This window comes from Mycobacterium sp. GA-1841, from assembly GCF_001954135.1.
Classification (GTDB): domain Bacteria; phylum Actinomycetota; class Actinomycetes; order Mycobacteriales; family Mycobacteriaceae; genus Mycobacterium.
The window spans coordinates 1-22,454 of the sequence record NZ_MBEQ01000036.1 but is presented as its reverse complement, the minus strand read 5'-3'; the positions used below and the strand labels follow the sequence as shown (position 1 = coordinate 22,454).

The following is a 22,454-nucleotide window of genomic DNA, read 5'->3' as shown; positions in this document are numbered from 1 at the left end:
ACCGCGGCCTGCCCGAAGAAAAACGAGATCGCCGAACTGGTGAAGGCGGCCGTCACCGACGTGCCCGGCACCGGCGCCGTCAAAGTCAGCCTCGACGTGATGAACGACGAGCAACGCGCCGAGTTGCGCAAACTGCTCCGCGGCGATTCCCGTGAGCCGGTGATCCCCTTCGCGCAGCCGAACTCCCTGACCCGGGTGTACGCGGTGGCTTCCGGCAAAGGCGGAGTCGGCAAATCCAGCGTGACGGTGAACCTGGCTGCCGCGATGGCCGATCGCGGGCTGACCGTCGGCCTGCTCGACGCCGACATCTACGGCCATTCGGTCCCGCGCATGATGGGCACCACCGATCGGCCCACTCAAGTGGATTCGATGATCATCCCGCCGGTCTCGCATGACGTGAAGGTCATCTCGATCGCCATGTTCACCCAGGGCAACACGCCTGTGGTGTGGCGTGGGCCGATGCTGCACCGCGCCCTTCAGCAGTTCCTGGCCGACGTGTACTGGGGCGATCTGGACGTGCTGCTGCTCGATCTGCCGCCCGGCACCGGCGACGTGGCGATCTCGGTGGCCCAACTGATCCCGGGCGCGGAGATCCTCGTGGTCACCACGCCGCAGCTGGCCGCCGCCGAGGTGGCCGAGCGGGCCGGCGCCATCGCCCTGCAGACCCGTCAGCGCATCGCGGGCGTGGTGGAGAACATGTCTGGCCTGACGATGCCCGACGGCACGGTCATGCAGCTGTTCGGTGAGGGCGGCGGCCGCCAGGTGGCCGACTCACTGACCCGCTCGGTGGGCGCCGACGTGCCGCTGCTGGGTCAGGTCCCGCTCGATCCGGGGCTGGTGGCCGCCGGCGATTCCGGGGTGCCGCTGGTGTTGTCGGCCCCGGACTCCCCGGCCGGCGCCGAGCTGCGCAAGATCGCCGAGGGATTGTCAGCCCGCAAACGTGGCCTGGCCGGGATGTCGCTGGGGCTGGACACCACCCGCCGCTGAACTCAGTCGAGGGTGAAGCTCGGCGGCTAGGTGGCGTCGGGATCGAACACCGTACCGGCCGGCTTGGCCGTCGTCTCGCCGGCCGGCTTCTCGGCGGGAGCGTCGCCGGGGACCGACGGCTGCTGCGGTGCCTTGCGATCCTCGAAAGCGCCCGTCAGGAACGAATCATCGCCGTCGAGAAGGTGTTTCGTGATCGCCGCCCGCGGGGTCATCCCGCGCAGCTTCTGCAATTCGGCCAGCGGTTCGCGCAGGTTGTCGAACTCCGGCCCCAAGTCCTGGCGCAGTTGGCTGGTGGCACCGGTGACGTAGTCACGCGCCTGTCGCACGGCGTTGGACGTCCAGCGGATCGCACCGGGTAGGCGTTCGGGCCCGAGGATCACCAGACCGGCGATCACCAGGACCAGCATCTCTCCCCACCCGATGTTGGCGAACACCGCTACTGCTCTTTTTGATCGTCGCCGATCGGGGTGACCATGAACGTCATGGGGCGGCCGTCGCGGAGCACCTCGACCGGGGCCTCCTGCCCGATCTTGAGCAGCCGCACCGCCACCACCATCTCGTCGGCGTCGGCGACCTCGCGGTCACCCACCTTGATCACCACGTCGTTTTCCATGATTCCGGCCTTGTCGGCCGGCCCGCCGGCGTTGACGTTACGGACCTGAGCGCCCGAGGCCACGCTGTTGCTCACTGTGACGGCGCTGAGCAGCAGTGTCGGATGTGCGACCTTGCCGTCCTTGATCAAGGTCTCGACAACCTGCTTGACCTCGTTCACCGGGATCGCGAAGCCCAGGCCGCTGGCGCTGTCCGACAGAGACTTGCCTGCGGTGTTGATCCCGATCACCTCAGACGACATGTTGATCAGCGGACCGCCGGAGTTGCCGTGGTTGATGGAGGCGTCGGTCTGCACGCCGTCGATCACGGTGTCGGTGTCGGAGCCTTCGCCCGACAACGGCACCGGGCGGTGCAGTGCGCTGATGATGCCGTGGGTGACCGTGCTGCGCAGGCCCAGCGGGGCGCCGGCCGCGATGACTTCCTCACCGACCCGCAACTTCTCGGAGTCCCCCAACCGGGCCACCACGAGGTTGTCGACGTTGTCGACCTTGAGCACCGCCAGGTCGGTCTTGGGATCACGGCCGACCAGGTTGGCCGGCACTTCGGAACCGTCGTTGAACACCACGGTGATCTTGTAGTCGGCAGGTTTGCCGGCGGCGTCAGAGATGACGTGGTTGTTGGTGACGATGTAGCCCTTGCCGTCGACGACGACGCCGGAGCCCTGCGAGCCCTCGGTCTTGCTCTTGGCCTCGATGGTCACCACCGAATCCTCGACCGCCGCGGCCACCGTGGCGAACCGGCCCGCATCCGGGGAGGGCAGATCGCCGGTCTCCAGCGTCACCTTCGAGGTGGTGAACGCCTGCACGGTGCCCGCGGTCTTCTGACCGACCCAGCCGCCGACGAAGGCGACGAATCCGGCCACCAGGAACAGGATCAGCAGCGACAGCCATGACACCCGGCCGCCGAACAGCACCTCACGGGCGCCGAGTTTGCCCACCGGGGCCGCCACGACCACCGGCGCGGCCGGCGCCTGAGCGGGGGTGCCCAGCGCCGGGATGGCACCCGGATCGCGCCAGGGATCGTCGAAGTCGTCGTCATCGGCGGCCCGCTCTGCCTCGAGGGCCCCGGCGTCGGTGGGATGGCGCTGCAGAGGATCCGCCGAGCCGGACGGACGACCGAACGCTTCGGCCAACACGGGATCCGGCGGCTGGTCCTTGGGCGCGTACTCGCCCTGGTCCTGATACTTCTCCGCGCCTTGGAAGGAGCCGGCCACGCCGCTCGGGCGGCCAAAGGTGCGCTGCGACAACTGGTCGACGGGTGGCCGCTCGACGGGGCGCGGCTCCAGGCGGCCGCTCTCGTCGGACTGGTCCTGATTGGTCACCGGTGTATCACTCTCTGTCAGAGCGCCCGCCCCAGCCGGTAGGCCGACGCCGGTCACTGATCGCTTGGGTAAGCCTACCGGCGCTTGCGCCGACTCTGCGTCGGGTCGTCAGCCAATCGAGGCTGTTCACCGACGTCAGCGGAAGGCTGTGGACTGTGGTGCGGGATCTGTGACAACAGGCCCAGCAGGGAATTCGGAATGGCTACCGGACAGGAATCCCGCAACGCCGTGCGCGCCTGACTCTGGGCGTCGACGTCGGCCGCGCAGTCCGGACACAGGGAGAGGTGATGGGCAGCTCGCAGGTGCGCGCTCATCCTCAGCTCACCGTCGACGAAGGCCGCGATGGCCTCGGTCGAGAGGTGTTCGGTGGAACTGAACTGGCGAGGCGCACCGACGGGCGCGTCGCTCTGCGAAGCGAACTGCGCAGGCAACCAGGAGAATGCGCGACGGAACACGTGTCCCGGGTCGACCATCACCCAGCTCCTCTCGCCGCGGCCAACTGTCCTGACCCGAATGTAGCGCGACCTGACGCGCAGAACACGAACCACCACTCAGGCGGATTTGGCCGTTTCCGGCGAGTTCTTTGCCAGGTAGTCGCGCAAAGCCTGCCGACCGCGGTGGATGCGACTGCGCACGGTGCCGAGCTTCACACCCAGCGTGGCGCCGATCTCCTCGTAGGACAAGCCCTCGATGTCACACAGGACCACCGCGGCGCGGAACTCCGGCGCCAACGAGTCCAGGGCGGCCTGCAGGTCGGCTCCCAGGCGTGAGTCGTGGTAGATCTGCTCGGGGTTCGGATCGTCGGCGGGCACCCGGTCGTAATCCTCGGGCAGCGCTTCCATCCGGATGCGGCCACGGCGGCGCACCATGTCCAGGAAGAGGTTCGTGGTGATGCGGTGCAACCAGCCCTCGAACGTGCCGGGCTGGTAGTTCTGCACCGAGCGGAACACCCGGATGAAGGTCTCCTGGGTCAGGTCCTCGGCGTCGTGCTGATTGCCCGAGAGCCGATAGGCCAGCCGGTAGACCCGGTCGGCGTGTTGGCGCACCAACTCATCCCAGGACGGCATGGTGGCCTGGTCACCGGTGGCGTCGAACACCGCGGTACCGGTCAACTCGTCGGACGGTTCCACCCATTCGCCTGCGGTGAACTGCTCTAAATGCGCCATGGACACCGGAGCGGCCTGGGTGGCGGGGTTCGAGGCGGCATTCGAGGCGGCAGTGTGCGTGGTCGTCGGATCCTCCTGATCACAGATTTCGTTTTCCTCAACACGACCGATGACGTCGTTATTCCGATCGCTGTCCTGGTTGTGCTGGGCGGTGCGCCAGCGGGCGCGGTGTTCCATGCGAGATACCGTTCCCGATCCCGGTGTGGCGGGTATATGAGCAATCTGAACTTTCCCTGAGAATGCCGACGATACGTCCGGTTACCTGCAGGGACCAGCGAATTTTCGGATGGTGATCGCCACCACCCACGGGCGTGTCGCAACGGCGGCCTCAGCCTCTGGCTTACGCTGCGGGCATGGTCAGCTCGAACCCCAGCCGCGCCGAGGCGATCGTCACGCACGCCGAACGCTCGATCTCCGAGGACGAGATCGTCGCGGCCGCACGCGAGCGCGCCGACGACATCGGCGCCGGCGCGGTGACCCCGGCGGTCGGGGCACTGCTGAGCGTGCTCGCGCGACTCACCGGCGGAAAGGCGGTCGTCGAGGTCGGCACCGGGGCCGGGGTCAGCGGGCTGTGGCTGCTTTCGGGGATGAGCGACGACGGGGTGCTGACCACGATCGACGTCGAACCCGAGCATCAGCGCATCGCCAAGCAGGGCTTCACCGAGGCCAAGGTCGGCCCGGGCCGTACCCGGCTGATCAGCGGCCGGGCCCAGGAGGTGCTGACCCGGCTGGCCGACGAGTCCTATGACCTGGTGTTCATCGACGCCGAACCGATCGACCAGCCGCAGTTCGTGGCCGAGGGAGTCCGGCTGCTGCGACCCGGCGGTGCGATCGTGCTGCACCGGGCGGCGCTCGGTGGCCGGGCCGGCGACGCCTCGGCCAACGACGCCGAGGTCGGCGCGGTACGCGAGGCGGCCCGGTTGATCGCCGAGGATGACCGGCTGACCCCGGTGCTGATTCCGTTGGGTGACGGCCTGCTGGCCGCCGCACGCGACTGATTTTCTCGGCCGAGCCGGGCTTCGTGATCTTTACGCATTCCTGACGGGCCATCCCCTTGACCTCACACTGAACGCGCGTTTAGCATACTAAACATGCGTTCAGTCGATGATCGAACAGCGACGGCCAAGATTCGCGACTCCGCGATCGAGCAGTACGGCCAGCACGGCTTCGGCGTGGGGTTGCGCACCATCGCCGAGTCCGCCGGAGTCAGCGCCGCCCTGGTGATCCACCACTTCGGCTCCAAGGAAGGCCTGCGCAAGGCCTGTGACGCCCACGTCGCCGAGGTGATTCGCGAGGCCAAGAGCGAGACGATGCACAGCAGCGACCCGGCGACCTGGCTGGCCCAGATGGCCGAGATCGAGTCGTATGCACCGCTGATGGCCTATCTGGTTCGCAGCATGCAGTCCGGCAGTGACCTGGCGAAGACGTTCTGGCACACCATGGCCGACAACGCCGAGCAGTACCTGGACGAGGGTGTGCGCACCGGCGTGCTGAAACCCAGCCGGGATCCGAAGGCGCGGGCCAGATTTCTGGCGATCTCCGGCGGTGGCTCGTTCCTGCTCTACCTGCAGATGCACGAGGACCCGACCGACCTTCGCCGCGTCCTGCACGACTACAGCGAGGACATGGTGCTGCCGGCCCTGGAGATCTACTCGCAGGGCCTGATGACCGATTCGACCATGTACGAGGCATTCCTGCGCCAACGCGAAGAGGGCGTCCCGTTCAGCCGCCCCGACAGCAATACCGAGGAGCCAGCGTGAATCCTTCCGTCGAAATCCATGGCCTGTCGAAATCTTTCGGTCGCACCAAGGCCCTGGACGGGCTGGATCTGACCGTGTCCCCCGGCGATGTCACCGGCTTTCTCGGGCCCAACGGCTCGGGCAAATCCACCACGATCCGGGTGCTTCTGGGTTTGTTGCGCGCCGACGGGGGCACGGTGCGCCTGTTGGGCGGGGACCCGTGGCGCGACGCGGTCGCACTGCACCGCCGGATCGCCTACGTCCCCGGCGATGTCACCCTGTGGCCCAACCTGACCGGCATGCAGGCCATCGACTTCCTGTGCCGGTTGCGCGGAGGAGACACCCCACCAGACACCCGGCGCCGAGATGAGCTGATCGAGCGGTTCGAACTCGACCCGCACAAAAAGGCCCGCACCTACTCGAAGGGCAACCGCCAGAAGGTCGCCATCGTCGCGGCATTCAGCTGTCACGCCGAGCTCTATATTCTCGACGAGCCGACCTCCGGTTTGGATCCGTTGATGGAACAGGCTTTTCAGCAGTGCGTGGCCGAGGTGTCCGAGCAAGGTGCCGCGGTGCTGCTGTCGAGTCACATCCTGGCCGAAGTCGAAAAGCTGTGTGACAACGTGACGATCATCCGGTCCGGGCGCACGGTGCGGTCCGGCACGCTGGCCGAGTTGCGGCATCTGATGCGCACGAAGGTCACCGCGCGCACCCGCGCCGACGGCCGGGCCCTGCAGAACACCCCCTACGTGCACGACTTCGCAAGCCGTGACGGGGCGGTCACGTTCTCGGTGGACCGCGGCGATCTGGAGTTCGCCCTCGAGCACCTGACCGATCTGGGTATCGACGAGCTCACCGTGGCGCCGGCCTCCCTGGAGGACATGTTCCTGCGCGAGTATCAGGGCGTGTCCCGGTGAACACCTCGTCGCTGACGGGCACGGTGACGCTGCTGCGGTTGGCGCTGCGTCGCGACCGGGTGCGTCTCGGGGTGTGGATCGCGGTGCTGACGCTGATGATGGTCTACGCGCCCAGCGCGATTCGACTGGCCTACCCCGGAGAAGCGGAGCGACTGTCCCGGGTCAACCTGCTCAAGACGCCGGCCGGGACGATGCTCGGCGGCCCGATGTTCGGTCGCAACGAGACCGACCTCGGGGTGATGATGGCCAACGAGCTGACCTTCACCCTCATCGTCGCCACCTCGATCCTGGCCATTCTCACCGTGATCCGGCACACCCGCGCCGAAGAGGAGAGCGGCGCAGCCGAATTGGTGCTGTCCTCGGTGGTCGGCCGCTACGCCCGAACCGCCGCGGCCCTGATCCTGGTCGGCGGGCTCAACGCGGTGCTCGCACTCACCATGACCTTGGCGATGGCCTCCACCGGGTTCGCGGTGACCGACACCGCGGGGATGTGTCTCGGTATCACCGGGGTGGCAATGGTTTTCGGTGCCGTCGCCGCGGTCACCGCACAACTCCTGCGCCAGGCCCGCACCGCGACTGGTGCGGCGATGGCCGTCCTGGCGGTGGCCGCACTGGTCCGCGGGGTGGGCGACGTGATCGACAACTCGGGCAGCGTGCTGAGCTGGTTCTCCCCCATCGCCTGGGCCCAGCAGATGCGCCCGTTCGTCGCCCTGCGCTGGTGGCCGTTCGGGTTGCTGGTGGTGCTGGCCCTCGGACTGATGGCGTCGGCGGCGATGCTGGAGCGCCGTCGTCAAGACGACGCGGGGGTGATCGCGTCCGGCGGCGACAATCCCGGCGCGCCCGCCATCACCGGCCCCTTGCGATTGCACCTGGCCCTGCAACGGGGCCAGATGATCGGGTGGGCCGTGGGATTGTTCGCCGCGGGCCTGGTGTTCGGCTCGATGACGAAATCGCTGCTCGATGCCGCCAAGACCAACGAGGTGATCGGCCGGGTGTTGTCCGCGACGGGCAACGACGGCGTGTACACCACCATGACCCAGTTCCTGGCCGCGGCGGCCACCGCCTACGCCGTATCGGCGGTGCTGCGGGTGTACGCCGACGAACAAAGCGGGTTGGGTGAGGCGGTACTGGCCGGTGCGGTGTCTCGCCGACGCTGGCTGCTGGGCGCGGTGCTCTGCGCGTTGGCAGGCTCGGCGGTACTGCTGTTCGTCGCCGGGCTGGGCAACGGCCTGGGCGCCGGGCTGACGCTCGGAGAGCCCGGCACGGTCATCCGCCTCACGCTGGCCGCCCTGGCGTATCTCCCCGCGATGGCGGTGATGACCACGATCGCGGCGCTGGCCGTGGCCCTACGCCTGCCGTGGCTCGCCTGGATCGCAGTGACCTTCGTGATCACCGCCCTGTACCTCGGGGCGCTGCTGCGGCTGCCTCGGTGGCTGCTCGACCTGTCGCCGGTGGGTCAGACCAACGTGCCGAGCCAGTTTCCCGGTCCGGCCTTGGCCGTAATGGTCATGGCGGCAACCGTGTTGGCGGTGATCGCGGGGGCGTTGTATCGCCGCCGGGACGTCTGCGGTTAACCCTGCCAACGAGGAGGAACGATGAAGATTGCACTACAGACCCTGGCCTCCGCGGTGTTCGGACTTGTCGCCCTCGGACTCGCCCTGTTCTGGCCGGCGGGCACGTTCGACTATTGGCAGGCGTGGGTCTTCATCACCGTGTTCATCGTCTGCACCATCGGCCCGAGCAGCTATCTGGCGGTGAAGAACCCGGCGGCTCTGCGACGGCGCATGCAGGCCGGGCCCGCCGCGGAGACCCGCGTGATCCAGAAGATCGTCATCTCGGCGACCTTCGTGGCGTCGTTCGCGTTGTTCGTGGTCAGTGCGCTCGACCATCGATTCGGTTGGTCACACGTTCCGTCGGCACTCGCCATCGCGGGCAATGTCGTGGTGGGCGCGGCGCTGATCTTCGCCCAAGCCGTCGTCATCCAGAACAGCTTCGCCGGCGCCAGCATCCAGGTCGAGGACGATCAGCAGTTGGTCTCCACCGGTTTGTACGGATTGGTGCGCCACCCGATGTACCTGGGCGCTCTGGTGATGATGTTGGCCACGCCGGTGGCGCTGGGGTCCTACTGGGGTGTGCTGATCGCCGTCGCGGCGTTACCGGTACTGGCGGTACGCATCGTCGACGAGGAGAGGCTGCTGCGCACCGACCTCGCCGGGTATGACGCCTACACCGACCGTGTGCGCTACCGGCTGTTGCCCTACGTCTGGTAGCCGGATAACGGCGAAGTGCCGCCGACCGGAGCCGAGTTCGCCGCATACTGCACTGATGGAACTGTTGACCGGCTTTGGCCTGGCCACTGCGGCGGGTCTGAACGCCTACATCCCGTTGCTGGCACTGGGCCTGCTGTCGCGCTTCACCGCGCTGGTGGCGTTGCCGCCGGGGTGGGCCTGGCTGGAGAACGGCTGGGTCATCACGATCGTCGCCGTCTTGCTGATCGTGGAGGTGGTCGCCGACAAGATCCCGGCGCTCGACACCGTCAACGACACGATCCAGACCTTCGTCCGCCCGACCGCGGGCGGCATCGTGTTCGGGTCGGGCACGGCGTCGCAGACCGCCGCGGTCACCGACCCCGGCGCCTTCGCGCAGTCCGGCCAGTGGGTTCCGGTGGCGATCGGCGCCATCACCGCGCTCGTCGTCTCGCTGACCAAGTCGACGGTGCGCCCGGCCGCGAACGTCGCCACCGCGGGGGCGGCGGCGCCGGTGTTGTCCACGGTCGAAGACGTCACCAGCGTGGGCCTGGTCTTCGTCGCGATACTGCTACCGATCTTGGTGCTCGTCGCGCTGGTGGCGCTGGCCTGGGCAGCCTTCCGGCTCTGGCGCTGGCGGCAACGCCGGCTGGAGGCCAAGGTCGGCGTCCGGGCGCGCACCCACGCCGCCCCGCAACGTGCCGCCGTAGACCCGTGGGAGTGACGCCCGCCTGACCGTCAGATCCAGACGCCCTTGCCGACGGCGACGACGCCGCCCGCGCTGATCGCGAACCGCTCCCGGTCCTTGTCGAGATCCACGCCGACCATCTCACCGGGACCGACCACCACGTTCTTGTCCAGGATCGCGTGCCGCACCACCGCGCCCCGGCCGATCCGCACCCCCGGCATCAGCACGCTGCCTTCGACGATCGCGCCGTCGTCGATCGCGACGTTGGAGGACAACACCGAATTGCGGACGGAGGCAGCCGAGATGATGCTGCCCGCACCGACCACCGACTCCTGAGCCGAACCACCGTTGACGAACTTGGCCGGCGCCAGGTTCTCCGACGCGCCGCGGATCGGCCAGCGCTTGTTGTACAGGTTGAACACCGGATGCACCGACACCAGATCCATGTGTGCGTCGTAGAACGCATCCAGGGTCCCGACGTCCCGCCAGTAGCCGTGGTCACGTTCGGTGGCCCCGGGCACCTCGTTGTTGTCGAAGTCGTAGACCGCTGCCATACCGTCGGCCACCAGCCGGGGGATGATGTCGCCGCCCATGTCGTGGTCGGAGTGGCCGTCGTCGGCGTCGGCGCGGATCGCGTCGATCAGCACCTTGGTGGTGAAGATGTAGTTGCCCATCGACACGAAGGTCTGCTCCGGATCGTCGGGCGTCCCCGGCGGATCGGCCGGCTTCTCCAAAAACCCTCTGATCCGGCCGGAGTCGTCGGCGTCGATGCAGCCGAAGGCACTGGCCTCCGCCCGCGGAACCCGGATCCCGGCGACAGTGGCGCCGGCCCCACTGTCGATGTGGAACCGCAACATCTGTTCGGGGTCCATGCGGTACACGTGATCGGCGCCGAAGATGATGATGTAGTCCGGATCTTCGTCGTAGATCAGGTTGAGTGACTGGTAGATCGCATCCGCCGACCCGGTGTACCACCGCGGCCCGAGCCGCTGCTGAGCCGGAACCGGGGTGATGTACTCACCGGCCAGGCCCGACAGCCGCCAGTTCTGGCTGATGTGACGGTCCAGCGAATGCGATTTGTATTGCGTCAGAACGCAGATCCTCAAGTAGCGGGCGTTCACCAGGTTCGACAGTACGAAGTCGATGAGCCGGTAGGCACCGCCAAAGGGAACTGCCGGCTTGGCCCGATCAGCGGTCAACGGGTAAAGCCGTTTTCCCTCTCCCCCGGCCAGAACGATGCCCAGCACATGTGGCAACTCCCTCATGGGTCCAAACCTATCCGTCAACCAGGACGGCGGCCAGCCAATGGCAACTTCAAGTGTGCGGTGTGTGGCTGTACCCACCACGACCTACTACCGTCTCGGATATGCGGGTGGCCATGATGACTCGGGAATATCCACCCGAGGTGTACGGCGGTGCCGGGGTACATGTCACCGAACTCGTGGCGCAGCTACGCCGGCTCTGCGAGGTCGACGTGCACTGCATGGGCGCTCCGCGCGACGGTGCCATCGTCGCCCAGCCCGATGCTGCCCTGCGCGGGGCCAATCCCGCCCTGTCCACGCTGTCGGCGGACCTCAACATGGTGAACGCGGCCGGCACACCCGACCGGCCGGCCACGGTGGTGCACTCGCATACCTGGTACGCCGGGATGGCCGGTCACCTGACCGGGCTGCTGTACGGCATCCCCCACGTGCTGACCGCACATTCCCTGGAGCCCCTGCGGCCGTGGAAGGCCGAGCAGCTCGGCGGGGGCTACCGGGTGTCGTCCTGGGTGGAGCGCAGCGCGATCGAGGCGGCCGACGCGGTGATCGCGGTGAGTTCCGGCATGCGCGACGACGTGCTGCGCACGTATCCCGCGCTCGACCCCGACCGGGTTCACGTGGTGCGCAACGGCATCGACACCGGCGTCTGGTATCCCACGCCACCCGACAGCGATTCGGTGCTGGCCGAACTCGGGGTGGATCTGAGCCGGCCGATCGTGGCATTCGTCGGACGCATCACCCGGCAGAAGGGGGTGGCGCACCTGGTGGCCGCGGCCCACCGGTTCAGCCCGGAAGTGCAGTTGGTGCTGTGTGCCGGCGCTCCGGACACTCCTGAGATCGCCGCCGAGGTCTCGGCAGCGGTGGCCGAGCTGGCTCGGGCCCGCAGCGGGGTGTTCTGGGTACGCGAAATGCTGCCGATCAACAAGATCCGCGAAATATTATCCGCCGCAACAGTTTTCGTGTGCCCGTCAGTGTACGAACCGTTGGGAATCGTCAACCTGGAGGCGATGGCCTGCTCGACAGCGGTGGTCGCCTCAGATGTCGGCGGCATCCCCGAGGTCGTCGCCGACCGGCAGACCGGGCTTCTGGTGCACTACGTCGCCACAGACCCGCGCTTCTTCGAGATGCGGCTGGCCGACGCGGTCAACTCGCTCGTGGCGGAGCCGGAGACCGCGCGAAAGTACGGCGAAGCCGGACGCCAACGGTGCATCGCGGAGTTCTCCTGGGCGCACATCGCAGAACAGACCCTGGAGATATACCGCAAGGTGTCCGCCTGAGCGGACACCTTGCGATTCGATCAGCTTGTGACGGCCTTGAGCTCGTCGCCGAGCGCGGCGGCCTCGTCGGGAGTCAACTCGACCACCAGGCGCCCACCACCCTCCAGCGGTACTCGCATAACGATTCCTCGCCCCTCTTTGGTTGCTTCCAGTGGACCGTCACCGGTCCGGGGCTTCATCGCCGCCATCGAGTGCTCCCTCCAACTGAGCCGACCCACGCCAGCGGGCCAGGTTGGGGCCGAAGCCGTCCACTCGTTGACGGCACCCGGCGCTGAACTGCTACTGAACTTCCCCTATTGTTCCTTATCCGCGGTGGTGGTTGTGCAAAGACCCTTCGGATGCCGACTGATGTCACTTTCGATCGACCGCCGGAACCCAGCAGGACGCGACGTGATCGTCGACCATCCCGGTGGCCTGCATCAACGCATACGCCGTGGTGGGGCCGACGAATTTGAAGCCCCGACGCTTGAGTTCCTTGGCCATCGCCGTCGATTCCGGGGTCACCGCGGGTACTTGATCCAGGTCAGCGGGCCGCGGCCGGGCGTCGGGGGCGAACGACCACAACAGTTCGGCCAGATCGACATCGAGCTCGGTGACGGCCCGGGCGTTGGCAATCGTCGCGGCGATCTTCGCCCGGTTGCGCACGATCCCGGCATCGGCCATCAACCGCTCGACATCGGCGTCGGTGTAGCGGGCCACGGTGGCCGCATCGAACCCGTCGAACGCGGCGCGGAAGTTCTCCCGCTTACGCAGGATCGTCAGCCAGCTCAACCCGCTCTGGAAGGCCTCCAGGCTGATCCGCTCGAACAGCGCACTGGAATCCCGCAACGGCCGGCCCCACTCGGTGTCGTGGTAGTCGCGGTAGAGGGTGTCGCCTGATTGCACGGCCCAGCCGCACCGGATCAGGCCGTCGGCGGTGCCGACAATTTGGGCGCCGTCGGCGGTGCCGACAATTTGGGCGCCGTCGGCGGTGCCGACAATTTGGGCACCGTCGGTCACGGCTCCTCCGAGGTGCGGATCTCGCCGGCGGTGGCCGAAACTTCTTCGTCGTCGCCCAAATCGTCGAGGTCGTCGTCGGCGTCGAAGTCCTCTGGCACGCCGTAGGCGGCGCGCACCGCCGCCAGCTCTCCGCGCACCGCGTCCAGTTCGCGGCCCAGGCGATCCAGCACCCAGTCCACCTCACTGGTCTTGTATCCGCGCAGGACCTGGGCGAACTTGAGCGCATCCACATCGGCGCCGGTGACGCCCGAGGCGGGCAGCACCGTCGCGGTGGTACCGCGTGGAAGCGGCGGCAGGGTTTCGCCCCGACCGAAGAGGACGCTGCCCAGCCCGAACAGCACCGTGGCCACCAGAACCAGCACCACCAGGTAGAGCAGTATCAGTGTCACCGCACACACCGCGCAATCACGTAGGGATTCGAGTCCATCAGGGTCCACTATCCACGACGCCACCGACGAGATCCGGCACGACCTCGCCGAGCAGTTGACGGTTCATGTGGGTATACGCCGCCAAGGGTCGTCACGTTCCTCCCAGCGAAAGGTGAACCCATGCTCGGCAACAACACACCGGCTGACCTTGTGCGCATCGCCGGAGCCGCGACGGTGATGGCAGCAGTCGTCGCTTGTGGCGGCGGCCAGTCCTCGACCGCGTCGAGCCCGGTAGAACCGGGCGGGACCGGTGCGGCCGCCCCCACCGGCAACACCGCGCTGCTGGCCGCCGCCGAAACGGTCCGCGGTACCGTTCCCGACAGCACTGTGATCTCGGTCGAAAGCGAGCGCGACAACACGCAATGGGAGGTTCAGGTCGTGACCCCCGATGGCATCGAGCACGAAGCCGAAGTGTCCGCGGATGGTGCCACCGTCCTGAACAGCCCTGTCGCGAAACCGGAAGATCCCAAGGACGTCGCCAAGCACCGGAGCCGTCTTCAGGCGGCCAAACTCGACCACCGCGCGGCGGTCGACGCGATCACCAAGGCGGTCGACGGCCGGATCACCGAGTTGAATCTGGATGACCGCGATGGCGGCACGGTGGTGTGGGAAGCCGACGTCGTCGACTCCGCGAACGCTCTTCACGAGGTCAGTGTCGACGCCGCAACAGGCGACGTCGTCGCCCGGAATTGACCGTCAGCGCGGGCTCAGGGTCACCATGGGCGGCCGGTCGGCCAGCGACACCGGGGACACCCGTGGCGTGAAGTCGTCACCGTCGGCGTAGAACTGCGTCAGCCCCACCCCCGAATCGGCGATCCCGCAGCGGGACAACAACGTCGCGATGACCTGTCGGCTCATCGAGGCCAGCTCGGTCAGCGGACGGTTGCGGTGCGCCCGTACGCCCAGGTTCACCTGGGCGATGGCGTCCAGACCGAGCCGGTCGTAGGTGTCGACCAGCAGGCCGATCTCCACGCCGTAGCCGGGCGCGAAGGGCACCGAGGTGAGCAGTTCACGGGTGCCGGCGTATTCGCCGCCGAGCGGCTGCAGCACGCAGTTGAGTTCGGGCCGCAACGACGCCAGGAGCGGACGTGCCACCAGCTCGGTGACCCGGCCGCCGCCGTTGGCGTCCTCGGCACCGCTGACCTTCAGCGGCCGCCGGTAGAACCCCTTGACCAGATGCACGCCGTCAGCAGTGAGCAGTGGGCCCAGAAGCTTCGGGACGAACATGGGATCGGGATCGATCAGATCGGAGTCGACGAACGCGATGATGTCGCCGGTCGTGGCGGCCAGCGACCGCCACAGCACCTCACCCTTACCTGGTTGCGGCGCGACCTCGGGAAGTGCCGCCTCCCGGCTGACCACCCGCGCCCCGGCGGCGACGGCCCGGATCTCGGTGTCGTCGGTGGACCCCGAATCGAGCACGATCAGCTCGTCGATCAGCCCGCCCAGCAGTGGGGTGATGGTCTGGACCACCGAGGCGACGGTCTCTTCCTCGTTGAGCGCGGGCAGCACCACAGAAACCGTGCGGCCGGCCTTGGCGGCCTCCAGCTCGGCGATGGTCCAGCTCGGCCGGTTCCAGCTGTGGTCGGTCAGCCAGCGGTGGCCGACGACGCCGTCGGCGACGGACAGATCAGGTAGAGCGGTCATGCCAACCCCCTCACTGTTCGTGCGGGTACCCGCACTCCCTGGATCGACGCGACCATCTCCAGCACGCGCCGTGTGGGTCCGACCTCGTGTACCCGGAACATGGCGGCTCCATCCGCGGCGGCCAGTGCCGTCGCGGCGAGGGTGCCCTCCAGGCGTTCGGTCAGATCCACACCTAGAGTCTCCCCGACAAAATCCTTGTTGCTCAGCGCCATCAGGACTGGCCATCCGGTCTTAACAAGATCTTTTACGTGACGCAACAAACTAAGACCGTGATGAGTGTTTTTACCGAAATCATGGGTGGGATCGATGAGGATCCGGTCGCGTGGCACGCCTGTTGCTACCGCCCGCTCGGCCGCCGCGGTCACCTCGGCGATGACGTCGTCGACGACGCCGCGTTCGGTGATCCCGTAGTTCACCCGGAACGGCCGGGTGCGCGGCACCGCGCCGCCGGTGTGTGAGCAGACCAGGCCGGCGCCGAATTCGGCCGCCACTTCCGGCAGGCCCGGATCGGCACCCGCCCAGGTGTCGTTGATGAGGTCGGCGCCGGCCGCGCACGCCTGCTTGGCCACGGTTGCGCGCCAGGTGTCGACGCTGATCAGCTGGTCGGGGTAGGTGGCGCGCAGCCATTCGATGAACGGGACGACGCGGGCGATCTCCTCGTCGGCGTCGACGGCGCTGCCCGGCCCTGCCTTGACCCCGCCCACGTCGATCACGTCGGCACCCTCGTCGATCACCCGCGCGGCCGCGCTCTTGGCGGCCTCGTCGGTGAAGGTGGCGCCGCGGTCGTAGAACGAGTCCGGGGTGCGGTTGACGATCGCCATGATCAACGCGCGGTCATTCGCGACGGGGCGCCCACAGAACTGGCCATTGCACGTCGACAACACGCCCTCCATAGTGCCTGGTGCGGCATCCGTCGCGGCCCGGCGGCTCATCCCCCGCCGTTTTCTACCTCTTGGTCGCGATCCGACGCGGTCCGCAACCCTGAGGTAGAAACCGGCAACCGACCGGCCAAGCGGCGCGCACGCGTTACTTCGGCTTACTTGGGCCGCTTGCCCGCCGTCACTTCGTCGGGGTATTCGGCATAGAACGGCACATAGCCCTCGTCCCGGCCGGCCAGCACGTACAGCGGATCCTCGATGTCAGAGCCGTAGCCCTGCTTGCGCAGGTCGACCTTCTGGCTCTTGAACGTCGAGGTGTGGGCCAACTCGGGGACGACGCGAATGAACAGCGGCACGGCGTAACCGGGCAGATGCCCGTAGAAGGCGTCGGCCAAGGCCTTGCCGTCGAACTCTTTGCCATCCTTGAGCTGCACCGCGGCCATCCCGGCCCGGCCACCGGCGCCGGGCACCTCCACGCCGAACACCGTGCACTCCTCGATCAGCGGATTGCTGGCGACGGCGGCCTCCACCTCGGTGGTGGCCACGTTCTCGCCCTTCCACCGGAACGTGTCGCCGAGCCGGTCGGCGAATGCGGCGTGCCCGAATCCCTGCGAACGCATCAGGTCACCGGTGTTGAACCAGACGTCGCCCTCTTTGAACGCGTTGCGCACGAGCTTCTTCTCGGTCGCCGACTTGTCGGTGTAGCCGTCGAACGGCTGCAGTGCGCTGATCTTGGAAAGCATCAGGCCCGGTTCGCCGCGCTTGACCTTGCGTAGCCGGCCGTCGGCGCCGCGGGCGGGTTCACCGCTGTCGGCGTCGTATTCGACGAACGCGACGGGACTCGGGCAGATGCCGGTGGACTTCGAGACGTTGAAGACGTTGACGAAGGCGGTGTTGCCCTCGCTGGCGGCGTAGAACTCGCACACCCTGTCGATGCCGAACCGTTGGGTGAACTCGTCCCAGATGGCCGGGCGCAGCCCGTTGCCGACGATCACGCGGACCTTGTGTGCGCGGTCGGTCGGCTTGGGCGGCTGGTTGAGCAGGTAGCCGCAGATCTCACCGATGTAGACGAACGCGGTGGCGTCGTAGGAGATGACCTCGTCCCAGAACCGCGACGCCGAGAACGACTTGCCCAGCGCCAGTGCGGCACCGGAATTCAGCGCCGAACCGACGGAGACCGTCAGCGCATTGTTGTGGTACAGCGGCAAGCAGCAGTACAGCGTGTCATCGCTGTGCAGCCGCAGCCCCAACCCGCCGAATCCGGCCAGCGCCCGCAGCCAGCGGTAGTGCGTCATGACGCTGGCCTTGGGCATGCCGGTGGTGCCCGAGGTGAAGATGTAGAAAGCCTTGTCCTTGGCGAGGACGGCCGATGTGCTGGCCGGGTTGGTGGTCGGCGCGGTGGCGGCCAGCCGGCGCAGCTCGTCGACCGTCATCAACCCGTTGGCCTCGGCACCGCATTCGGTGACGTGCTCGATCAGGTCCGTCTCGGCGATCACGGCCGTGGCGTCGAGCAACCCGATGCTGTGGGCGAGCACCTTGCCGCGCTGGTGGTAGTTGAGCATGCCGGCCACGGCACCGCATTTGACGATCGCCAGCATCAACTGCACCGCGTCAGGCGAGTTGCGCAGCATCACCCCGACCACGTCGCCGTGGCCGACGCCTTTGGCGGCCAGTACGGCGGCATAGCGGTTGACCGTCTCGTTGGCTTCGCGGTAGGTGATCCGCTCGTCACCGAACTTGAGGAAAACCCGGTCGGCGTATTGGGCGGCCCGCTCCTGGAACACCTTGCCGATCGAGGTCTTGGCCGTCGGCCGGGCCATCATCCCGGTGAGCACACCCCGCACGATGACCGGCGCATCCATCAGCAGACCGGGTACCTGGCCGGCAAGGTCGAGTAGACCGACGCTGCTCCTGGTGCCAGATTTCTGGTCGGTCATGCCGTGTCCCCCTGCGCATTGTCGTGGGCCGCTCGTGTGGCCAACACCTTAAACCGCGCCGGTTACGGCCGTTACCGGCGGTTCTATGTAACCGGTGCGCAGACGTCGAGCGCGGCGGCGACCTCGTCGACGACCACCAACCGCTCCAGAGCCCCGGCACTCACATAACCGGAGTCGACGAGTCCGCGCAGCCAGTTCAACAATCCGTCGTAGTGGCCGAACGGATCCAGCAGCACCAGGGGCTTGTCGTGCATGCCCAGATAACCTGCGGTCCAGGCTTCGAAGAACTCTTCGAGTGTGCCGATCCCGCCGGGCAGCGCGATGAACGCGTCGGAGCGGTCCTCCATCACCTTCTTGCGTTCACGCATGGTGTCGGTGACGACGAGTTCTTCGGCGTCGACATCAGCGAGTTCGCGGTGCACCAGCGCCTTGGGGATGACGCCGACGGTACGGCCGTTGCCCGAGCGTGCTGCCCGGGCCACCGCACCCATCGCCGAGACGTTGCCGCCCCCGGAGACCAGAGTCCAGCCGCGCTTGGCGATCGCGACCCCGACCTCGCTGGCCAATGCCAGCAGCTCAGGATGGGTGGGACCCGAAGCGCAATAGACGCACACCGCCCACTGGCGGTCAGTTTCACCGGACACGTACACAACGTAGAGGGTGCTGGTGAACCATCGGTGTCCGGAGGTCGATGGACGGGAGGCGGTGACGCAGGCGACACTGGAGCGAACGTGGAAGGGCGATCCCAGGTGACAAGTGTCGACGATCAGCAATCTCGGCTGAGCCGCGAGTTCATCCTGGACACCGCGATCGGGTTGATCGATCGTGACGGCCTGGCGAAGTTGACCATGCGACGACTGGGCACCGCCTGCGGGGTGGAGGCCATGGCGCTGTACCGCTACGTGCACAGCCGTGGTGATCTGTTGACCGGCGTCGTCAACCACATCGTGGATCGTCTGTACGCCGATCAACTGGCCGCGCGTCGGCAGGAGGACGGGTGGCAGGACTTCTTGTTGCGGCTGGCTCACGGGGTGCGCCAGATCGCCCTGGAACATCCCGAGGTGTTCCCGTTGGTGGCAACCGAGGCTCCGGAGGCGCCCTGGGTGCGGCCGCCGCTGCGCAGCCTGCGCTGGATGGAAACGTTCCTGGAGACGTTGCTCGCCTACGGCTTCAGCGATACCGCGGCCGTGTCGGCATACCGGACCTACACCACGTTTCTGGTCGGCGAACTGCTGCTGGAGGTGTCTGCCCGCGGCGTGAAGCTCAGCCCCGACGAGTCGACGCTGAGCAACGAGCCGCGCCCGGATACGTCGCTGGCGGACTATCCGAACCTACGGCGCCTGCAACCGATGCTGGCCGAGGATCACAGCGCCGACGAGTTCGAAGAGGCTCTGGAAGCCCTACTCGACCGCATCGAAACCTGGCTGGACGGACGCTGAGCGGCCGCGTTTACAACGTAAACCAAGATCGGTATGCTCGGTCTCATCGTGGAATCGAACCAGCAGAATCACGAGCTGCACTGGACAGCTCACACCGCTCCCGAGGGCCTCATCGTGCAGGTCTTCGGGCAGGTCGATGCCCACAACGAGTCGACCTGGCAACGCATGCTCGCCGAGCAGGCCGACGCCGCGCCCGAGTCCTCGATGCTCGTCGTCGACGGCGGATCGCTGGACTTCATGAGTTGTGGAGCGCTGCTCGCACTGGCCAAGCAGGCCGTCGACTGCCGCCAACGCGGAGTCACGGTGCGGCTGGCCATCGGCCAGCCGAGCATCAGGCGAGTCATCTCCGAATGCGGCTTGGACGACGCGATCTCGGCGTACCCGGATCTCGATTCCGCGTTGAACGGTGGCGGCCCGCCATAGGATTCGGTGGATGGCTGTCGATTGGGTGATCGCACCGCGTGACCGCGTTCTCGACGGCTTGGAGGCGGGCCTGCACGAATGCGGCGGCGCGGCCCTGCTCGGGCCCGCCGGGGTGGGCAAGACTTCGGTGGCCCGTACCGCGGCCGAGCACCTCGGACCGGATTTTCGCCGGGTCGTGTGGATCACGGGTACGGAATCGACTGCGGCAGTGCCGTTTGCCGCGGTGGACCACCTGATCGAGATCCCGGCCGCGGGCCGAACCGCCGACGTGTTGCGGGCCGCGCGTGAGGCGCTCGGGTCCGAGCTGTTAGTGGTCGTCGACGACGCGCACCTGCTGGACCGACTGTCCGCGGCCCTGGTGCACCAACTCGCCGTCAGCGGAGCCGCCAAACTCATCGTCACCGCATCCGCCGACGCACCCGAGGCCGTGGCGGCACTGTGGGTCGACGGGCTGGTGCAGCGCGTCGACATGTCACCGCCGGGTCATGACGACGCCCGGCTGGCCGATCAAGTGGCCGCCTTTTTGGCGGACGTTCCGGAAACCGCGCTGGACGTGTTACGCCAATTGGCGGTGCACGAACCGCTGGCGGTCTCCGACGTCACCGCGCTGACCGCTACGGACGGCGTGCACGAGGCGCAGCGATGCGGTGTGGCCCGCGTCGAGGGACGTCAGGTGCGGTGCGTGCATCCGCTGTTCCTCCGTGCCGTCCGGACCGCCGTCGGCGGGCCTGATCTGCGACGGCTGCGCAACGCCGTGGTCGTGCGACTGGCCGCTGGGCCGCGTCCCGGCGTGGTGGACCGGCTGCGGGTGGCGGTGCTGTCCCTGGACAGCGACGTGTCCCTGCCCACCGACGAGCTTGTCGGAGCCGCCGGCGAAGCGTTGCGGTTGGGCGATCTCGAGTTGAGCGAGCGGTTGGCCCGCGCCGCAGTGGATTCCGGCGCCGGTTTCGCTGGGCTGCTGCCCTTGGCCTACGCGTTGGCGTGGCAGGGACGCGGCCGGGAAGCCGACGCGGTGTTGGGGCAGATCGATCCGGCCGGCCTGGACGAAGACCAGCTGATGGCGTGGGCCTTGCCGCAGGCGGCCAACCAGTTCTGGATGTTGTCCGAGCCCGAACGCGCCACGGCGTTCCTACGGGCCACGCGCCGACGCGTGACGACGCCGAGCGCACAGACCACCCTCGACGCGTTGGCGGCGACGTTCGCGATGAATGCCGGTGCGCCGCAACGGTCTTTGGGCCTGGCGCAGGAGGTGTTGGACTCCCCCCACGCCGATGACACCGCGGTCGGGTGGGCGGGGTCGACGGCGGCCCTCAGTTGCGCGCGGATCGGAGATTTGGACCGGGTCGACGACCTGGCTCAGCGTGCGCTCGCGGCCGGGCATCCGGGGCTGTTGCGGTTCACCAGCGGCTTCGGGCAGACGACGGCGTTGCTGATGGCCGGTGACCTCTCGAAGGCCTGGGGCCTGGCGCGGACCCTCACCGATTTCACCCAGCTCCTCCAACCGGGCCGCGCCATCGGCGAGGTGCTGATGGCCGACGTGTTGTTGGTCCGCGGGCAACTCGACGACGCGATCACCTTGCTGCGCAAGGCAACTACCGCGTTGGCGCCCACCGGCTACTCGTGGGGGCCACTGGCGTGGATGTTGTTGGCGCAGGCGTTCGGTCAACGCGGGATGCCGATGGAGGCTGCGAAAGCCTTGTCGCGGGCGGAATCCCGGCACGGGCTCAAGTCGATGTTGTTCGCGCCGGAGCTGGCTTTGGCCCGAGCCTGGACCTGTTTTGCCCGTAACGATTCAGTGGCCGCGGTAGCCGCGGCACGCGAGGCCACCAAGACTGCCGAGCGGGGCGGTCAGTCCACGGTGATGCTGCGCACCCTGCACGACAGTGTCCGACTGGGGGACACCCGCGCCGTCGATACTCTCGCCCGGGTGGATACGGAGTGCATGTTCGGTCAGGTGACCACGGCCCACGCGCGCGCCTTGGCGGCCGGGGACGTCGCAGGTCTGCAAGACGTGGCGGGACGCTATCGAGACATCGGGATGCTGTCTGCGGCTGAGGATGCTGCGCGTCAGGCCGAGTGAGTGAGCTCGGTTCATGCATGGTGACACGGCACTTTCGCTACATCGGTCACAGCTTTCGGCCAGGTATCCGGTGTGCCCGGCTGCGCGCGACTTTTCAGCGACAATCGCCACACTGGTACCGTTGCGCCTCAGCAATCCCATTGTCGCTCGGCGATTTTGACACTTGTGTATCACTGGCCTCATAGGCATCAGCAGTCCAGTGCCCGCATGCGAGCGACTCTGTCGCTGATGGCTGGACAACGCCAAATCCGTGACAGCTGGGGCATTTGTCACCTCGAGTGGCGGGAGTAATCAATGTCTTCGTGACGAACGATGCCCCTGATGTCTATGGGGCGATTGTCGCTGAAAAGTCGCGCGCAGCCGGGCAGATCGTCAACCCTTCCGCCCCGCGCCACGCCGCGCCGACGG

24 protein-coding genes are annotated in these 22,454 nt (G+C 67.5%); 12 read left to right on the top strand and 12 right to left on the bottom strand.

Annotation, left to right across the window (positions count from 1 at the left end):
• A partial coding sequence (locus A5740_RS09745; protein WP_076193530.1) for an Mrp/NBP35 family ATP-binding protein occupies window positions 1-987 on the top strand: 987 nt, incomplete at its 5' end.
• Between the two features lie 26 nt (window positions 988-1,013).
• Here A5740_RS09745 and tatB read toward each other — a convergent pair.
• The 4 genes from tatB to sigE all read right to left on the bottom strand — a co-directional run bounded on the left by tatB (window position 1,014) and on the right by sigE (window position 4,263).
• Window positions 1,014-1,421: a Sec-independent protein translocase protein TatB gene (tatB, locus tag A5740_RS09740; RefSeq protein ID WP_076193528.1), complete on the bottom strand. Its 408-nt coding sequence runs from the start codon at window positions 1,419-1,421 to the stop codon at window positions 1,014-1,016.
• Window positions 1,422-1,423: 2 nt separating this feature from the next.
• Window positions 1,424-2,920 (bottom strand): S1C family serine protease, encoded by a 1,497-nt coding sequence (locus A5740_RS09735; protein ID WP_076193527.1) that lies wholly within the window; start codon window positions 2,918-2,920, stop codon window positions 1,424-1,426.
• A gap of 74 nt (window positions 2,921-2,994) precedes the next feature.
• The gene (gene rseA, locus A5740_RS09730) at window positions 2,995-3,393 is read right to left on the bottom strand and encodes an anti-sigma E factor RseA (protein WP_076193525.1); all 399 of its coding nucleotides are present in this window, start codon (window positions 3,391-3,393) and stop codon (window positions 2,995-2,997) included.
• Window positions 3,394-3,471: 78 nt separating this feature from the next.
• A complete protein-coding gene (gene sigE / locus A5740_RS09725; protein ID WP_076193523.1) occupies window positions 3,472-4,263 on the bottom strand; it encodes an RNA polymerase sigma factor SigE in 792 nt (263 codons plus the stop codon).
• A 176-nt stretch (window positions 4,264-4,439) separates the two neighbouring features.
• Between sigE and A5740_RS09720 the strand changes: the two genes are divergently transcribed.
• From A5740_RS09720 to A5740_RS09695, 6 genes are all read left to right on the top strand, one after another.
• The gene (locus tag A5740_RS09720; protein ID WP_076193521.1) at window positions 4,440-5,084 is read left to right on the top strand and encodes an O-methyltransferase; all 645 of its coding nucleotides are present in this window, start codon (window positions 4,440-4,442) and stop codon (window positions 5,082-5,084) included.
• Between the two features lie 93 nt (window positions 5,085-5,177).
• Window positions 5,178-5,846 carry a TetR/AcrR family transcriptional regulator gene (locus A5740_RS09715; protein WP_076193520.1) on the top strand — a complete coding sequence of 223 codons (669 nt, stop codon included), beginning with the start codon at window positions 5,178-5,180 and terminating at the stop codon, window positions 5,844-5,846.
• Window positions 5,843-6,742 carry an ABC transporter ATP-binding protein gene (locus A5740_RS09710; protein WP_076193518.1) on the top strand — a complete coding sequence of 300 codons (900 nt, stop codon included), beginning with the start codon at window positions 5,843-5,845 and terminating at the stop codon, window positions 6,740-6,742. Before A5740_RS09715 ends, A5740_RS09710 begins: the two co-directional genes overlap by 4 nt.
• The gene (locus A5740_RS09705) at window positions 6,739-8,316 is read left to right on the top strand and encodes an ABC transporter permease (RefSeq protein ID WP_076193516.1); all 1,578 of its coding nucleotides are present in this window, start codon (window positions 6,739-6,741) and stop codon (window positions 8,314-8,316) included. Before A5740_RS09710 ends, A5740_RS09705 begins: the two co-directional genes overlap by 4 nt.
• Before the next feature lie 21 nt (window positions 8,317-8,337).
• Window positions 8,338-9,012 carry an isoprenylcysteine carboxylmethyltransferase family protein gene (locus A5740_RS09700; protein WP_076193515.1) on the top strand — a complete coding sequence of 225 codons (675 nt, stop codon included), beginning with the start codon at window positions 8,338-8,340 and terminating at the stop codon, window positions 9,010-9,012.
• Between the two features lie 55 nt (window positions 9,013-9,067).
• Window positions 9,068-9,712 carry a DUF4126 domain-containing protein gene (locus A5740_RS09695; RefSeq protein ID WP_139335046.1) on the top strand — a complete coding sequence of 215 codons (645 nt, stop codon included), beginning with the start codon at window positions 9,068-9,070 and terminating at the stop codon, window positions 9,710-9,712.
• 14 nt (window positions 9,713-9,726) lie between these two features.
• On the opposite strand, the gene glgC is transcribed toward A5740_RS09695, so the two are convergent.
• Window positions 9,727-10,941, bottom strand: a complete 1,215-nt coding sequence (gene glgC / locus A5740_RS09690) for a glucose-1-phosphate adenylyltransferase (RefSeq protein ID WP_076193513.1) — start codon at window positions 10,939-10,941, stop codon at window positions 9,727-9,729.
• Between the two features lie 101 nt (window positions 10,942-11,042).
• Between glgC and glgA the strand changes: the two genes are divergently transcribed.
• Complete coding sequence (gene glgA / locus A5740_RS09685; RefSeq protein ID WP_076193511.1) at window positions 11,043-12,215, top strand: glycogen synthase; 1,173 nt, start codon at window positions 11,043-11,045, stop codon at window positions 12,213-12,215.
• Between the two features lie 20 nt (window positions 12,216-12,235).
• On the opposite strand, the gene A5740_RS09680 is transcribed toward glgA, so the two are convergent.
• From A5740_RS09680 to A5740_RS09670, 3 genes are all read right to left on the bottom strand, one after another.
• Window positions 12,236-12,403: a DUF3117 domain-containing protein gene (locus tag A5740_RS09680; protein ID WP_003885506.1), complete on the bottom strand. Its 168-nt coding sequence runs from the start codon at window positions 12,401-12,403 to the stop codon at window positions 12,236-12,238.
• A gap of 163 nt (window positions 12,404-12,566) precedes the next feature.
• The gene (locus A5740_RS09675; RefSeq protein ID WP_076193535.1) at window positions 12,567-13,142 is read right to left on the bottom strand and encodes a DNA-3-methyladenine glycosylase I; all 576 of its coding nucleotides are present in this window, start codon (window positions 13,140-13,142) and stop codon (window positions 12,567-12,569) included.
• 68 nt (window positions 13,143-13,210) lie between these two features.
• The gene (locus tag A5740_RS09670) at window positions 13,211-13,603 is read right to left on the bottom strand and encodes a DivIVA domain-containing protein (RefSeq protein WP_076193533.1); all 393 of its coding nucleotides are present in this window, start codon (window positions 13,601-13,603) and stop codon (window positions 13,211-13,213) included.
• Window positions 13,604-13,762: 159 nt separating this feature from the next.
• Here A5740_RS09670 and A5740_RS09665 point away from each other — a divergent pair, with 159 nt between their 5' ends.
• On the top strand, window positions 13,763-14,335 hold the full coding sequence (locus A5740_RS09665; protein ID WP_076193510.1) for a PepSY domain-containing protein: 573 nt from the start codon (window positions 13,763-13,765) through the stop codon (window positions 14,333-14,335).
• 3 nt (window positions 14,336-14,338) lie between these two features.
• On the opposite strand, the gene A5740_RS09660 is transcribed toward A5740_RS09665, so the two are convergent.
• The 4 genes from A5740_RS09660 to A5740_RS09645 form a co-directional block, all read right to left on the bottom strand.
• Window positions 14,339-15,289, bottom strand: a complete 951-nt coding sequence (locus A5740_RS09660) for a glucosyl-3-phosphoglycerate synthase (protein ID WP_076193508.1) — start codon at window positions 15,287-15,289, stop codon at window positions 14,339-14,341.
• A complete protein-coding gene (gene folP, locus A5740_RS09655) occupies window positions 15,286-16,182 on the bottom strand; it encodes a dihydropteroate synthase (protein ID WP_175616207.1) in 897 nt (298 codons plus the stop codon). Before folP ends, A5740_RS09660 begins: the two co-directional genes overlap by 4 nt.
• 143 nt (window positions 16,183-16,325) lie before the next feature.
• The gene (gene fadD6, locus A5740_RS09650; protein ID WP_076193505.1) at window positions 16,326-18,104 is read right to left on the bottom strand and encodes a long-chain-acyl-CoA synthetase FadD6; all 1,779 of its coding nucleotides are present in this window, start codon (window positions 18,102-18,104) and stop codon (window positions 16,326-16,328) included.
• Window positions 18,105-18,187: 83 nt separating this feature from the next.
• Window positions 18,188-18,748: a TIGR00730 family Rossman fold protein gene (locus A5740_RS09645; protein ID WP_076193531.1), complete on the bottom strand. Its 561-nt coding sequence runs from the start codon at window positions 18,746-18,748 to the stop codon at window positions 18,188-18,190.
• Window positions 18,749-18,853: 105 nt separating this feature from the next.
• Between A5740_RS09645 and A5740_RS09640 the strand changes: the two genes are divergently transcribed.
• The 3 genes from A5740_RS09640 to A5740_RS09630 are packed head-to-tail and all read left to right on the top strand — an operon-like array spanning window position 18,854 to window position 22,046.
• Window positions 18,854-19,543: a TetR/AcrR family transcriptional regulator gene (locus A5740_RS09640; RefSeq protein ID WP_175616206.1), complete on the top strand. Its 690-nt coding sequence runs from the start codon at window positions 18,854-18,856 to the stop codon at window positions 19,541-19,543.
• A gap of 33 nt (window positions 19,544-19,576) precedes the next feature.
• The gene (locus A5740_RS09635) at window positions 19,577-19,966 is read left to right on the top strand and encodes an STAS domain-containing protein (protein ID WP_076193502.1); all 390 of its coding nucleotides are present in this window, start codon (window positions 19,577-19,579) and stop codon (window positions 19,964-19,966) included.
• A 10-nt stretch (window positions 19,967-19,976) separates the two neighbouring features.
• The gene (locus tag A5740_RS09630; RefSeq protein ID WP_076193501.1) at window positions 19,977-22,046 is read left to right on the top strand and encodes an AAA family ATPase; all 2,070 of its coding nucleotides are present in this window, start codon (window positions 19,977-19,979) and stop codon (window positions 22,044-22,046) included.
• The last annotated feature ends 408 nt before the right edge of the window (window positions 22,047-22,454 follow it).